The sequence below is a fragment of the Bacillus sp. SN1 genome (assembly GCF_002796895.1).
GTDB lineage: Bacteria > Bacillota > Bacilli > Bacillales > Bacillaceae > Bacillus > Bacillus inaquosorum.
Genome location: NZ_PHIE01000006.1, coordinates 239,070 through 252,844, shown reverse-complemented (window position 1 = coordinate 252,844; position 13,775 = coordinate 239,070). Strand labels below are relative to the sequence as shown.

The window sequence follows — 13,775 nt, the reverse complement described above, 5'->3', positions numbered from 1 at the left end:
TTATAAAAAGTCAGTTTTTTTAATTTCTATAAAACGGATGTGATGATCTTCGGCGTCGAGGATTTTAAACTCACAACCCTCCGCGTGTATCACATCTCCTGCTTTCAGCTCCATTTTTTGCGTCAGAAGCCAGCCTGCAATCGTATCAATTTCTTCATTTTCAATGGCAATGTCGAGCAGATCGTTTACTTCGTCTATTAGCGCTTTTCCATCCATTACATAATGGTGCTCGCCTTTTTTTAAAATGTGCGGCGTTTCATCCTGATCATATTCATCGCGGATTTCCCCGACGATTTCCTCGATAATATCCTCGACAGTGACAAGACCTGCCGTTCCCCCGTATTCATCTACGAGAATCGCCATGTGAATCCGCTCCTTCTGCATGCGGATCAAAAGCTGCTGAACAGGGATGCTTTCAATGACTCTGATGACGGGCCTCATAATCTGCTTCAGCTTGATCGGCTGTCCGAGAAAATAAGCTTTAAACATATCTTTGCTGTTGATGATCCCTAAAATATGATCCTTGTCTTCTTTAATGACAGGGTAACGTGTATACCGTTCATTAATGATGTGATGGATCGCTTCTTCAAGCGACTGCTCCAGAGAGATAACCGCAATTTCTGTCCGCGGAATCATAATCTCTCTCGCTACCCGGTTGTCGAATTCAAAAATCTTATTCACATAGCGGAATTCAGACTGATTGATTTCTCCCTTTTCATAGCTTTCTGAAAGGATCAGCCTCAGTTCCTCCTCGCTGATGACAACCTCATGCTCTTTCACTGAATGAAAGCCAAACAATTTCACAAGAAAACTTGCAGAGCCGTTCAACGCTTTAATAAATGGATACGTGATTTTATAAAACCAGATCAGCGGCTTTGCAATCCATAAACTAACAGCTTCAGCCTTTTGAATGGAAACCGTTTTCGGGGCAAGCTCACCCATCACCACATGCAAAAAAGTGACGATGATAAATGCAACGATAAATGTGACAATGTGGTTAAACGGTTCCGGCATGCCTGTCATTGTAAATAAGGGATGAAGAATACGTTCAAATGTCGGTTCACCAAGCCATCCAAGGCCGAGGGCAGTAATCGTAATCCCGAGCTGGCAGGCTGATAAATACTCATCAAGGTTGGAGATGATTTTATGTGCGGCAAGCGCCCGGCTGTCACCGCTTTCGATGAGCTGATTGATCTTTGAACCTCTGATTTTGACGATCGCAAATTCCGCTGCAACGAAAAGAGCCGTAATGCCAATCAAAACAAAAATGGCGATCAGTTGTAAAATAAGCAAAAAAAGCCCTTACCATAAATGGTAAGGGGCCACCTCCTTAACGTTAATTCTCATTACGACCGTTTAAGAAGATCATCACAAAGCGAAGAAGCTCAAACAGGGAAACCAGGGCGGCGGCCACATAAGTTAAGGCGGCGGCGCTCAGCACTTTATTTACCCCATTCTCTTCATTGTTCCGGATGAATCCTTCTGACACAATAATTTGCTTCGCGCGTGAACTTGCATTGAATTCGACAGGCAATGTAATCAGCTGGAAAAAGACAGCGGCTGAAAACAAAATGATGCCAAGCCCGATCAGATTCAGGCTACCGAGAAGCATGCCTCCTAAGAAAAGCAAAGGAGCTACACCGGATGCAAAATTCACGACTGGGAAGATTTTATGTCTCAGCACAAGCGCACCATATGACTCCTGATGCTGCAAGGCATGTCCGACTTCATGGGAAGCTACGGATATGGCGGAAATTGAGCGGCCGTAATAGACCGGCTCAGATAAACGCACCACCCGTCTTGTCGGGTCGTAATGGTCTGTTAAAGTGCCTCTTACCGGTTCGACCGGCACGTCGTAAAGACCGTTTATATCTAAAATCCGTCTTGCCGTTTCTGCCCCTGTACGTCCGCTTGAGGCTTCCACTTTTGAATATTTTTCAAAGTTGCTCTTTACTTTAAATTGTGCCCAAAACGACAATCCCAATGCGGCTATTGTTAAAAATATAAACAGCATTTTTCATCATCCTTTTTCCATGATCATTTCTCTATTACGATTATTTTAATGAGTTTTCTTTTCCGTGTACAGAAATGCGCTTCTTCCTCCGGCTCGGAGCACACAATCCGATCAGCAGAAAGAACAGACCTGCTGAAAACAAATAAAAGGAAAAGCTGCCGACCAGCTCTTTCAGAAAATGAAGCCAGGAGAAGCTGCCGGAAAAGTGATTATATGAATTCAAATCGAAAATAAACAAAATCACCGAGGATGCCGCCAGCTGCGTACCGATCAAAACCACGATCGTTCTTTGCAAGATCGTCATCTTTTTCATCCTTTTTGTTTTAGTTTATGGAGAAATCCATTTTTATATGTTTTGTTCATTTTTTGAAAAACATCATCGGAAGTGGGACATACTGTTAGAAAAAAGCACGGGTGTGATGGAAGCCATGAAAGTGACGAGTGAGGAAAAGGAACAGCTGAGCACAGCAATCGACCGAATGAATGAAGGGCTGGATGCATTTATCCAGCTTTATAATGAATCGGAAATCGATGAGCCGCTTATTCAGCTTGAAGATGATACAGCCGATTTAATGAAGCAGGCACGAGATACGTACGGCCAGGAAAAGCTAAACGAGAAATTAAATACAATTATTAAACAGATTTTATCCATCTCATTATCTGAAGAAGGAGAAAAAGAATGAAATCAAATCGGATATTTATTTCATGGCTCAGGTGGCCGTTATTTATCCGAATCGGGGTTATTATTTTATTTCTGATTCTTTTATTCGGCCAAATCATTTATGTTCTTGAGCCGAAGCAGTTCACTTCAGTATTTGAAGGCATTTGGTGGGCTGTCGTTACCGTTTCAACAGTCGGCTATGGAGACTATGTGCCGCACACGCCGCTTGGACAGGCAGCCGGAATACTGCTGATTTTGAGCGGAGCAAGCTTTGTCACCGCATATTTCGCCACGTTATCTGCAGCCGCAATCAGCAGACAGCACCGCTACATCGAAGGAAAAGTCGCTTACAAAGGGCGGGGCCACATCATTATGATCGGGTGGAATGAAAAATCAAACCGGCTGCTGAAGGAGCTGCAGCTTACGGCCCCTTCCAAGACGGTTGTGCTGATCGATGAATCTTTAAAAGAAGGCCCGCTTATCGAAAACGTCCATTTCATACGCGGGCACGCTGCCGATGATGAGACATTGAAACGGGCCAATGTTGCTGAAGCGGAGTCAGTGATGGTGACAGCTGATCAGTATAAAAGTGAAGCTGAAGCAGATATGCTGTCAGTGCTGATTCTTTTATCTGTTAAAGGGCTTAACCCCCTTGCATACTGTATCGTCGAGATTTTGACTGACCGGTTTGTCACCAATGCGGAGCGGGCAGGCGCTAATCAAATCATCGGAACTTCAGAATTTATCAGCCGGGCAATGCTGCAGCATTATCAAGTCAAATTACGGCCGTCTAAGCAGAACGGAATTAAGCTGACACTTGATCAACATGTGAAGCTTCTTTCTGTTCCTGACAATCTAAAGGGAGCTGCTTACAAAACGTGCGTCCTCCATTTCCTTGATCACAACACGACAATTATCGGCATACAAAAAGAGGAAGGGCCGATGATTTCCCCTCCTCTTACATATAAAGTGCTCGAAACAGACCAATTTCTTGCGATCTAATGCAGCAGAACATCCTCCAATTCTTTCACAAGGGAGGCGCCGATATCCAAATACGCCGGATCAATTTCCGCGTCGCGCCTTTCCGGCTCGGAAAATTGATTAAACAGTGATTGGAATGGCCCTCCCTCGGCATAATCGTCAAGATCCGCCTGAAACACCTGCCTCAGCATAAATGGCGTTCCGATCCGAACAGCCGCCCCGCGTTCATCGAGACTGCCCTGTACCGCATTGACGGGAATCCTTAAAAACAAATAGCCGTCTCTATCATCAATTTTATAATCAAAGTAGCCGTGATCGTATTCCCAGCCGCCGTTTATCACATAACCGAGCGGCTTCATTACTTGTTCCAGTTCTTGAAGCAGAAAAGACTGCCCATCTATCGCGGAAGGTATTGGTATCATCAAAAAATGCTCCTTTTTCACTTATCCTGTCCCGTCGAACAAGACTTCATTCAGAGGCGGACTACATGGAAATCGTTGTTTCTTTCGTGCGGCCAACAAAAAAGAAAGCGCATTCAATTAAAAAGTAAACAGCCATTGCCGCTGCAAGCCCTGCAGCAGATTCCCATGAAACATAAACAACTGCGGCATAGAGTCCTAATTTAGTGAAAAGAGTATGAGATCGTTTTAAATGCATCATCCGGTGTACCGCATCGGTAAAAAGCGCAAGCGGCAAACCAATGAGAATAAAGGCGTGGATGAAAAAGTGTGATAGCGTGCCGCCGAAGCTTGAAGAAAACTCTGTATACACGGCATCAAAGGAGATTAGAATGCTTAGAACAGCTGCAGAAAAAACGGCAATGATGAGATGTTTAACCATTTGTTTCATGAACATCAGCACCTTTCTGATTTTATAAAAAGCCGACCGGCGATGCCAGTCAGCTTTCTCACATTAATCTTCCAGACGTTTTTCAAGCTCTGCTTTTTTCTCTTCAAAGCCAGGTTTGCCGAGTAACGCAAACATATTGACTTTATACGCCTCTACTCCAGGCTGGTCAAATGGATTGACGCCAAGGAGATAACCGCTCATCGCGCAGGCTTTTTCGAAGAAATATACAAGGTATCCAAAAGTATATGCATTCAGCTCAGGAATGTTGACGATTAAGTTCGGAACATTTCCGTCTGTATGGGCAAGCATCGTGCCTTGGAACGCTTTCTTGTTAACGAAATCAATCGTTTTTCCGGCTAAATAGTTTAAGCCGTCAAGATCGTTATCCGCTTCTTCGATTGTCAGTTCATGTTTAGGTTTCTCTACGTTCAGCACCGTTTCGAATAAATCTCTGCGGCCTTCTTGTACATACTGGCCTAATGAATGAAGATCTGTTGAATAGTTAGCTGAAGAAGGATAAATGCCCTTCTCATCTTTCCCTTCACTTTCTCCGAACAGCTGCTTCCACCATTCCGCAAAGTATTGAAGCGCCGGTTCGTAGTTGATGAGCATTTCGATTGTTTTGCCTTTATTATAAAGCACATTGCGAACAACCGCATATTGGTATGCAGGGTTTTCTTCCAATTCAGAAGTCGCAAAATCTTTGCTCGCATCCAGTGCGCCTTTCATCATGTCGTCAATGTTGACGCCGCTGACAGCAATCGGCAAGAGGCCTACAGCTGTTAATACAGAATAACGGCCGCCGACGTCATCAGGAATGACAAATGATTCAAAACCTTCTTCGTTAGAAAGCGTTTTTAATGCGCCGCGCTCTTTATCAGTTGTCGCGTAAATCCGGGCTTTCGCTTCTTCTTTGCCGTATTTCTCCTCAAGAAGCTTACGGAAAATACGGAAAGCGATTGCAGGTTCAGTTGTTGTGCCTGATTTAGAAATCACATTAATAGAGAAGTCAACATCTTCAAGAAGATCCATGACATCTCTCATATAAGATGAACTGATGTTGTTTCCGATGAAAATAACTTGCGGATTGCCGCGTTTTGCCTTTGGCAATGTATTATAAAACGCGTGATTAAGCGCTTCGATCGCAGCCCGCGCACCGAGATAAGAACCGCCGATGCCGACAACAAGCAATACATCAGAGTCAGATTTGATTTTTTCGGCGCTTTTTTTGATGCGCGCGAATTCTTCTTTATCATAATGTTCAGGGAGGTCCACCCAGCCTAGAAAATCGCTGCCAGCGCCTGTTTTTTCATGAATATTATGGTGTGCTGTTTTTACAAAGTCCCGCAGGTATGTAAGTTCATGTTCGTTGAAGAAAGTCAACGCTTTTGAGTAGTCAAAGCGTACATGCGTCATTGCTTGTCCCTCCATAACGGTATAATGTTTTCATCTTTCACTTTATATGAACTTATCTGTGAAATCAAGTCAAGAAGAAAGGGCGGAATGACTGGATTCCGCCCTTTGGGATTATAGAGACGCGCGAAGGATGGCAAGTACGTCATCTTTGTTCAGTTTTTGGAAGTTGCCGAAGCCGCCGTGTTCCATTTCTTTGGCTGCGATATCAGCAATCAGCTCAAGCTTATCTTCTCCGATATTGTAATCGGCAAGTCGGGAAGGCGCGCCGAGGCTTGTCCAGAATGCAGACAGCTTGTCGATTCCTTCAAGTGCGATTTCTTTATCTGTTTTGCCTTCAGTATCAATGTCAAACATGTTGAGCATGAGGTTTTTGAAGCGGCCGACATTTGTATCAAGCGTATATCTCATCCAGTTCGGGAACAGAATCGCGAGTCCGCCGGCATGCGGAATATCATACACAGCTGAAACAGCGTGTTCCATTGTATGAGAAGCCCAGTCGCCGAAGTAGCCCATTTGGAGCGTGCCGTTTAATGCGATAGTGCCTGCATACAGGATTGTTTCACGAAGCTCGTAATTTTCCAGATCTTCAAGAAGCTTAGGAGCTGTTTCGATAACCGTCTGCAGAACCGCAAAGCACATTCTGTCTTGAAGCGGCGTGTTTTCGACATTATGGAAGTATTGCTCAAATACGTGGCTCATCATGTCAACCATGCCGTATACTGTTTGATTTTCTGGGACAGTGAACGTATTTACAGGATCTAAAATGGAGAAACGCGGATGAGTCACATTGCTGCCCCATACATATTTCTCGTTTGTTTCCCAGTTTGTAATCACGGAATCAGGGTTCATTTCAGAGCCTGTCGCAGCAAGGGTTAAAACAGTGCCGAACGGGAGCGCATCCTCTGCTGTTACTTTTTTGCTGAAAATATCCCAAGCGTCGCCGTCGTATTTGACGCCGGCAGCAATCGCTTTTGTGCAGTCAATGACACTGCCTCCGCCGACTGCAAGCAGAAAATCAATGTGATGCTCTCTGCATAGGTCTATGCCTTTTTCCACTGTCGCAAGACGCGGGTTCGGTTCTACACCTGACAGCTCATGAACCACAGCGCCTTCTTCTTTTAAAATGCCTGTGACTTGATCATAGAGGCCGTTGCGTTTAATGCTTCCGCCGCCGTAAACAAGCAGCACATTCTTGCCGTATTGCTTTAATTCTTTTCTTAATTGTTCAATCTGGCCTTTTCCGAAGATCAGCTTCGTCGGATTATAATAAGTAAAATTTTCCATTGTAAAACCTCCAAATAATGCTGGTAAAAAAAACAGATTTTCCATTGTAACACAAGTTAACAAAAAGAAAAAGGGAAGCAGCCGAACAGCTGTTTCCCCTTTTTTTATAGAGATGCTTTCAAAATGGCAAGCACATCTTCTTTGTTGAGTGATTTAAACTGGCCGAATGTACCGTTAGCCATAGCCTTGTCTGCAATTGTATCAAGCTGCTCATCATTAATATCGTAATCAGCAAGACGGTTCGGAGCGCCAAGGCTTGTCCAGAATGCAGACAGCTTATCGATACCTTCAAGTGCAATTTCTTCATCTGTTTTACCTGCTTCTTCAACCTCAAACACGCGAACTGCAAGCTGTTTCATGCGGGCAGGGTTTTCAGATAATGTGTGTCTCATCCAGTTCGGGAACAGAATCGCCAGTCCGCCGGCATGCGGAATGTCATAAACGGCTGATACTGCATGTTCAATATTATGAGTTGCCCAATCCCCTCTTGCACCCATAGAAAGCATGCCGTTTAATGCGATTGTTCCTGTATACAGGATCGTCTCACGCAATTCGTAATTTTCGAGATCATTGATCAGCTTAGGCGCTGTTTCAATGACTGTACGCAGAAGTGATTCACACATACGGTCCTGATACGGCGTATTTGATACATGATGGAAGTATTGTTCAAATACGTGGCTCATCATGTCAACCATACCGTAGATCGTGTGATTTTTAGGAACGGTGAATGTATTCACCGGATCAAGAATCGAGAATTTAGGGAATACGAGCGGGCTGCCCCAGCCGTATTTTTCTTTTGTTTCCCAGTTTGTAATCACCGAGCCTGAGTTCATTTCAGAACCAGTCGCAGCGAGAGTCAATACGGTTCCGAATGGCAGAGCATCCTTCGGCTGATGTTTTTTTGTGACGATATCCCACGCATCACCATCATACTTCGCTCCTGCGGCAATCGCTTTTGTACAGTCGATTACACTTCCGCCGCCGACAGCCAGCAAGAAATCAATGTTGTGTTCTTTACAGATGGCAACACCTTTATTAACAGTCGACACACGCGGATTCGGTTCAACGCCTGCTAATTCCTGCACGGTCACTCCGGCTTTATCCAGCTGTTCAATCACTTGATCATACAGGCCGCTGCGTTTAATGCTTCCGCCTCCGTAGACAAGCAATACGTTTTTCCCGTAAGGTTTGAGTTCCTCCGGCAGTCTTTCCACTTCCCCACGCCCGAAAATTAACTTGGTCGGATTCCAGTATGTAAAGTTTTGCATGACATCTCCTCCTTAGATTTTTTATTATGCAGAATGTCCTTACTACATGTAAAGCAATCAGCTCTCACCGGGTTGCATATCGCTTGGTTTTATATGGCAGGATACTGGGAAAGAAACCGATATAGGTAAGGGAAGGCTGGATTCCCTCAATATGGAGAATGCATGTATAGATTCTCCAATATGTCACAATCTATAACTGTTTTAATAATTCATGGAGGAGGTTGCAGAACATGAGTACCATTCAGAGAATTTGTCTTGTTTTAACCATCATTGGCGCTATTAACTGGGGACTGATCGGATTTTTCCAATTTGACTTAGTAGCGGCCATCTTCGGCGGCCAAGGTTCAGCCCTTTCCCGCATCATTTACGGACTTGTCGGAATCGCCGGTTTAATCAACCTCGGTCTGCTGTTTAAGCCAAACGAGGAAAGATCACGTGAAGAGGCAGCAAATCCTGAAATGCGATAGGATAAAAAAGCACCGAACATTCCTGTCCGGTGCTTTTTTCGTGCTTATTTTTTGATAAGGTCTTTGCGGTTGGACATTTCGATCCACTCTTCAAGCTTATCTTTTAATGTGTTGAAACCTTGTGGTGCAGAAGCTTCTTCGCTTACTTGCGCAGCTTTAGGTTTTCTTGGTTTGCTTTCTTTTTTCTCAGGCGCAGCTTGTGTCGCACGAATTGAAAGGCTGATTTTTCCTTTTTCTTCATCAACAGCAAGTACTTTTACTTGTACTTCGTCGCCAACTGAAAGGTGCTCGTTGATATCTTTTACGAAACCGTGAGTCACTTCAGAAATGTGTACTAAACCTTGAGTTTCTTCATCTAATGCAACAAACGCACCATACGCTTGTAATCCTGTAACTTTACCAGTGTAAACACTGCCCACTTCAAATTTTGCTGCCATTCATAACAACTCCTAAGTTAAATTAAATATCTGTTTATACGCAATTTAAAATTATATCACACATGTCTTATTTCCGCAAAGAAAACTTTTTTGTAAAAAATCTGGTTTATGCGCAGCAAAAAGGGGGTAAACTGAAAATACCAAAGGCTTTCTAGTATTCCCCCCTTTTATTGGATGCGAACAAAAGGTTCGTATCTTTTTTTATGTTGTTTTGTGCAGGAAGCGTTTTATTCTGACTAATGCTTCTTGAAGCTGCTCGATCGAGGTTGCGTATGAACAGCGGATATAACCTTCACCGCTCGGACCAAACACACTTCCCGGAACAACAGCCACTTTTTCCTGCGTCAGAAGCGCCTCGGCAAACTGCTCCGAACTCATTCCCGTGCTTTTGATCGACGGAAAAGCATAGAAAGCGCCGCCCGGATGATGACAGCTGAGGCCGATTTCATTGAGCGTTTCTACAAACAAATTCCGTCTTCTTCGGTAGCTTTTTTTCATTTTTTCTACATCTTCCATGCCGTTCTTCAGACCTTCCAAAGCGGCAAACTGCGCCATTGCCGGCGCGCACATCATCGCATACTGGTGAATTTTAAGCATTGCATCCCGAAGAACGGATGGTGCTGCCGCAAAGCCGAGTCTCCAGCCCGTCATCGCAAACGCTTTTGAAAAGCCTGAGATGACAACCGTCCGTTCCTTCATTCCCGGTAATGCCGCTATGCTTGTAAATTCCTCATCATATGTCAGCTCAGCGTAGATTTCGTCAGCTAAGACGATTACATCATGTTTTTTGGCAAACTCAGCAATCTCATTCAGCTCTTCCTTCGAATAAACCGAACCTGTCGGATTCGATGGCGAGCAGATGAGAATGGCTTTCGTTTTTTCAGTGACTGCCGCTTCAAAATCCGCAGCCGTTGCTTTAAATCCTTTGTCTGCCGTTGTGTGGACATGAACCGGAATGCCTCCCGCCAAAGAAACAAGCGCATCGTACGCCACAAAACACGGCTCAGGAATGATGACTTCCTCACCTGGATTCACAATAGCGCGGATTGCAATATCTAAAGCCTGACTTGCCCCTACTGTCACAATCAGCTCATTGTCTGGCGAGTAGCGAAGGTCAAACCTACTGCTCAAATAACGGCTGATTTCCTCACGCAGTGAGTACAAACCGGCATTGGCTGTGTATGACGTATAGCCCTGTTCAAGCGAGAGAATGCTTGCTTCACGGACATTCCATGCGGTAACAAAATCAGGTTCGCCGACGCCTAAAGAAATGACGCCTTCCATCGTTGCCGCCAAATCAAAGAATTTGCGGATGCCGGACGGCTTTATTTGTTGTACATAGTCAGATAAATACGAAGTCATTTACGGGGACACCACGATTCTTTTGTCGTCGTCTCCTGTTTCAAACACTTTGCCGTCATGCTTGTATTTTTTCAGGATAAAATGAGTTGTCGTAGATACAACTGAATCAAGTGTGGACAGTTTATCTGAAACAAAACGCGCTACATCAGACATCGAATTGCCCCGAATCACGACAGACAAATCGTACACGCCTGACATCAGGTAAACTGATTCAACCTCCTGGAACCGGTAAATCCGTTCCGCCACTTCATCAAAACCGACTCCCCGCTTCGGCGTTACTTTGACGTCAATCATGGCTGTTACGCCTTCATGCCCGTCGACTTTTCGCCAGTCAATCATAGCGGAATAATCGATGATAACCTTTTCTTTTTCCAGTTTGTCAATAATTGTTTTTACTTCATTTACAGGGATCCCCGCCATCTTTGCAATTGTTTCTAAATCGGCGCGGCTGTTTTCGTCTAAAATTTCTAATATTTCTGTTTCTTTCTCTGTCAATTTCATTCGATTCACACCTTTGCAATGTCAAGAAATCTTCATGACATTATATCACGTTTTTTGACGAATGCTAAGAAAAAAACAAGGAGAAACTTCCGCTAGAATTGTCAATTTAAGGGCACAATACAGACATCTTATAAAAGGGAGTGACACAGAATGGAGGGGGTTTCACCAATAAGGCGGCTTACGGTCGATGGAGTCAATGTATACTATGAACATTATCAAAATCCGGGCAGGCAAACGCTTGTCTGCGTACACGGTTTTTTATCGTCTGCTTTCAGCTTCAGAAAAATAATCCCACTTCTCCGGGACAAGTACGACATCATCGCGCTTGATTTGCCTCCTTTCGGCCAATCCGAAAAATCGAAAACATTTATCTATACCTATCAAAACCTCGCGAAGCTTGTCATTGGGATTTTGGAACACTTGCAAGTCAAACAGGCTGCGCTTGTCGGCCATTCTATGGGCGGACAGATATCGCTGTCTGCTGTTCTGCAAAAGCCGGAGCTTTTTTCAAAGGTTGTGCTGCTTTGCAGTTCAGGGTATTTAAAACGTTCGCACCCGACAATCACTTTCGGGACCCACCTCCCGTATTTTCATCTTTATATCAAGCGCTGGCTCTCGAAAGAAGGCGTGATGAAAAATTTATTAAATGTTGTGCATGACAAATCGCTGATTGATGAAGAGATGATTGACGGCTATGGCAGGCCGTTTCAAGACGGGCAGATTTTCAAAGCCATGACAAGGTTTATCCGCCATAGAGAAGGAGATTTAGAACCCGAACAATTAAAGAAAATGAACAAGCCTGCTTTATTGATTTGGGGCGAGGAAGACCGAATCGTTCCTGTGGAGATCGGTAAACGGCTGCACGGGGATTTGCCTGATTCCGTGCTGTACTCACTTGGCCAGACTGGACACCTGGTGCCTGAGGAACGGCCTGAATTCGTTTCCGAACATATTGCAGAGTTTATTAAATAACAAAAAACCGGTGTAGAACCGGTTTTTTAAGGCGTGCAGGAGCTGCTGTCTTTAATAAATAAAAGCTGGCCAGCCACTTCCCGGCAGCTGTCGATCGGCAGCGTTTGTTCAAAAGAAACTTCAAATATATGCTGAATGCTTTTCGCCAACACGTCGGGATCGTCTTCATCATAGACAGCCTGCACGACATCAACAGCTTCCGTTTCGTAAAATTCTTCTCCATATTTAAACGGGTCCCATTTGGCAATGATCTTGATCATTTCCCTGACCGCTTGACTTTCTTCCATAATCATCACCGCTTATAATAAGATTTGCAGTTCTATTTTATCATAGTTACGTTAAGAAGAAGAAACCATGAGGGGGTAACAGAATGAACTTTGATAAACGAGAAGAACGCCTAGGCACCCAATCGGTCAAATGGGACAAAACAGGCGAATTATTCGGCGTGACAGACGCACTCCCGATGTGGGTGGCTGATATGGATTTCCGCGCGCCGGAAGAGATAAATGAAGCATTAAAAGAGCGCCTTGACCACGGGATTTTCGGTTATACGGCCCCAGATCAAAAAACGAAGGATGCTGTGTGCGGATGGATGCAAAACAGGCACGGCTGGAAGGTGAACCCCGAAAGCATCACATTCAGCCCGGGCGTTGTCACAGCTTTGAGCATGGCGGTACAAGCTTTCACGGAACCTGAAGACCAAGTGGTTGTCCAGCCTCCTGTTTATACACCTTTTTACCATATGATTGAGAAAAACGGCAGGCGCGTTTTACATAATCCGCTGCTAGAAAAAGATGGCACATATGCAATGGATTTTGAGGACTTGGAGGCGAAGCTCAGTGATCCAAGCGTTAAAATGTTTATTTTATGCAATCCTCATAACCCTTCAGGGCGTTCGTGGAGCCGGGAGGATTTACTGAAGCTCGGCGAATTGTGCCTTGAGCACGGCGTTACAGTTGTATCAGATGAAATCCATTCCGACTTGATGCTGTACGGAAACAAACACACGCCGTTTGCTTCTTTCTCTGACGATTTCGCTGAGATATCCGTGACATGTGCTGCGCCAAGCAAAACATTTAATATCGCCGGATTGCAGGCGTCGGCCATCATTATTCCGGACCGGCTGAAGCGCGCCAAGTTTTCCGCAAGTCTGCAGCGCAATGGTTTAGGCGGGCTGAACGCGTTTGCAGTTACGGCGATCGAAGCTGCTTACTCAAAAGGCGGACCGTGGCTCGATGAATTGATCTCTTACCTTGAGAAAAACATGAACGAAGCTGAAGCCTTTTTGAGCACCGAGCTCCCAAAAGTCAAAATGATGAAGCCGGATGCATCTTACCTGCTCTGGCTCGACTTCAGCGCTTACGGCTTGTCCGACGCGGAGCTTCAGCAAAGGATGCTGAAAAAGGGGAAAATTATTTTAGAGCCCGGGACGAAATACGGGCCTGGCGGAGAAGGATTTATGCGCCTGAACGCGGGATGCCCTCTCGCAACCTTACAGGACGGCCTGCGCCGCATCAAAGCCGCATTAGCGTAAATATAGCTGTTAAACGCCTTTACGTCTTC

Annotated in this window: 17 protein-coding genes; 5 read left to right on the top strand and 12 right to left on the bottom strand. The window is 44.7% G+C overall.

Annotation, left to right across the window (positions count from 1 at the left end):
* From CVV77_RS19385 to CVV77_RS19375, 3 genes are read right to left on the bottom strand one after another with little or no spacing between them, the layout of a single operon-like run.
* Entirely contained in the window at positions 1-1,293 is a 1,293-nt protein-coding gene (locus CVV77_RS19385) for a hemolysin family protein (protein ID WP_060399373.1), read from the bottom strand.
* A gap of 43 nt (positions 1,294-1,336) precedes the next feature.
* Positions 1,337-2,014, bottom strand: a complete 678-nt coding sequence (locus tag CVV77_RS19380) for a zinc metallopeptidase (RefSeq protein WP_003242198.1) — start codon at positions 2,012-2,014, stop codon at positions 1,337-1,339.
* Between the two features lie 40 nt (positions 2,015-2,054).
* Entirely contained in the window at positions 2,055-2,318 is a 264-nt protein-coding gene (locus CVV77_RS19375; protein WP_100276236.1) for a YuzI family membrane protein, read from the bottom strand.
* Positions 2,319-2,364: 46 nt separating this feature from the next.
* On the opposite strand from CVV77_RS19375, the gene mstX reads away from it, so the two are divergent.
* Entirely contained in the window at positions 2,365-2,697 is a 333-nt protein-coding gene (gene mstX / locus CVV77_RS19370; RefSeq protein ID WP_060399374.1) for a biofilm formation protein MstX, read from the top strand.
* Complete coding sequence (locus CVV77_RS19365; protein WP_019259311.1) at positions 2,694-3,677, top strand: potassium channel family protein; 984 nt, start codon at positions 2,694-2,696, stop codon at positions 3,675-3,677. Before mstX ends, CVV77_RS19365 begins: the two co-directional genes overlap by 4 nt.
* On the opposite strand, the gene CVV77_RS19360 is transcribed toward CVV77_RS19365, so the two are convergent.
* The 5 genes from CVV77_RS19360 to CVV77_RS19340 form a co-directional block, all read right to left on the bottom strand.
* The gene (locus tag CVV77_RS19360; protein ID WP_003242191.1) at positions 3,674-4,078 is read right to left on the bottom strand and encodes a YugN-like family protein; all 405 of its coding nucleotides are present in this window, start codon (positions 4,076-4,078) and stop codon (positions 3,674-3,676) included. The two genes, CVV77_RS19365 and CVV77_RS19360, sit on opposite strands and share 4 nt — an antisense overlap.
* A gap of 61 nt (positions 4,079-4,139) precedes the next feature.
* Positions 4,140-4,511: a hypothetical protein gene (locus tag CVV77_RS19355; RefSeq protein ID WP_100276235.1), complete on the bottom strand. Its 372-nt coding sequence runs from the start codon at positions 4,509-4,511 to the stop codon at positions 4,140-4,142.
* Between the two features lie 57 nt (positions 4,512-4,568).
* The gene (locus CVV77_RS19350; RefSeq protein WP_003242188.1) at positions 4,569-5,921 is read right to left on the bottom strand and encodes a glucose-6-phosphate isomerase; all 1,353 of its coding nucleotides are present in this window, start codon (positions 5,919-5,921) and stop codon (positions 4,569-4,571) included.
* A gap of 111 nt (positions 5,922-6,032) precedes the next feature.
* Positions 6,033-7,205, bottom strand: a complete 1,173-nt coding sequence (locus tag CVV77_RS19345; protein ID WP_003242187.1) for an iron-containing alcohol dehydrogenase — start codon at positions 7,203-7,205, stop codon at positions 6,033-6,035.
* Between the two features lie 104 nt (positions 7,206-7,309).
* Positions 7,310-8,473 carry an iron-containing alcohol dehydrogenase gene (locus CVV77_RS19340; RefSeq protein ID WP_100276234.1) on the bottom strand — a complete coding sequence of 388 codons (1,164 nt, stop codon included), beginning with the start codon at positions 8,471-8,473 and terminating at the stop codon, positions 7,310-7,312.
* A 230-nt stretch (positions 8,474-8,703) separates the two neighbouring features.
* On the opposite strand from CVV77_RS19340, the gene CVV77_RS19335 reads away from it, so the two are divergent.
* Positions 8,704-8,940, top strand: a complete 237-nt coding sequence (locus tag CVV77_RS19335) for a DUF378 domain-containing protein (protein ID WP_003220771.1) — start codon at positions 8,704-8,706, stop codon at positions 8,938-8,940.
* Between the two features lie 44 nt (positions 8,941-8,984).
* On the opposite strand, the gene yugI is transcribed toward CVV77_RS19335, so the two are convergent.
* The 3 genes from yugI to CVV77_RS19320 form a co-directional block, all read right to left on the bottom strand.
* Entirely contained in the window at positions 8,985-9,377 is a 393-nt protein-coding gene (gene yugI, locus CVV77_RS19330; RefSeq protein WP_019259312.1) for a S1 domain-containing post-transcriptional regulator GSP13, read from the bottom strand.
* 201 nt (positions 9,378-9,578) lie between these two features.
* On the bottom strand, positions 9,579-10,739 hold the full coding sequence (locus CVV77_RS19325; RefSeq protein ID WP_084991338.1) for an aminotransferase: 1,161 nt from the start codon (positions 10,737-10,739) through the stop codon (positions 9,579-9,581).
* On the bottom strand, positions 10,740-11,240 hold the full coding sequence (locus CVV77_RS19320; protein ID WP_009968070.1) for an Lrp/AsnC family transcriptional regulator: 501 nt from the start codon (positions 11,238-11,240) through the stop codon (positions 10,740-10,742). It lies immediately after the preceding gene.
* Positions 11,241-11,390: 150 nt separating this feature from the next.
* Here CVV77_RS19320 and CVV77_RS19315 point away from each other — a divergent pair, with 150 nt between their 5' ends.
* On the top strand, positions 11,391-12,212 hold the full coding sequence (locus tag CVV77_RS19315; protein WP_100276233.1) for an alpha/beta fold hydrolase: 822 nt from the start codon (positions 11,391-11,393) through the stop codon (positions 12,210-12,212).
* Between the two features lie 26 nt (positions 12,213-12,238).
* On the opposite strand, the gene CVV77_RS19310 is transcribed toward CVV77_RS19315, so the two are convergent.
* Positions 12,239-12,499: a YugE family protein gene (locus CVV77_RS19310; RefSeq protein WP_003241090.1), complete on the bottom strand. Its 261-nt coding sequence runs from the start codon at positions 12,497-12,499 to the stop codon at positions 12,239-12,241.
* Positions 12,500-12,582: 83 nt separating this feature from the next.
* Here CVV77_RS19310 and patB point away from each other — a divergent pair, with 83 nt between their 5' ends.
* Entirely contained in the window at positions 12,583-13,746 is a 1,164-nt protein-coding gene (patB, locus tag CVV77_RS19305; RefSeq protein ID WP_019259315.1) for a cystathionine beta-lyase PatB, read from the top strand.
* Positions 13,747-13,775: the final 29 nt, after the last annotated feature.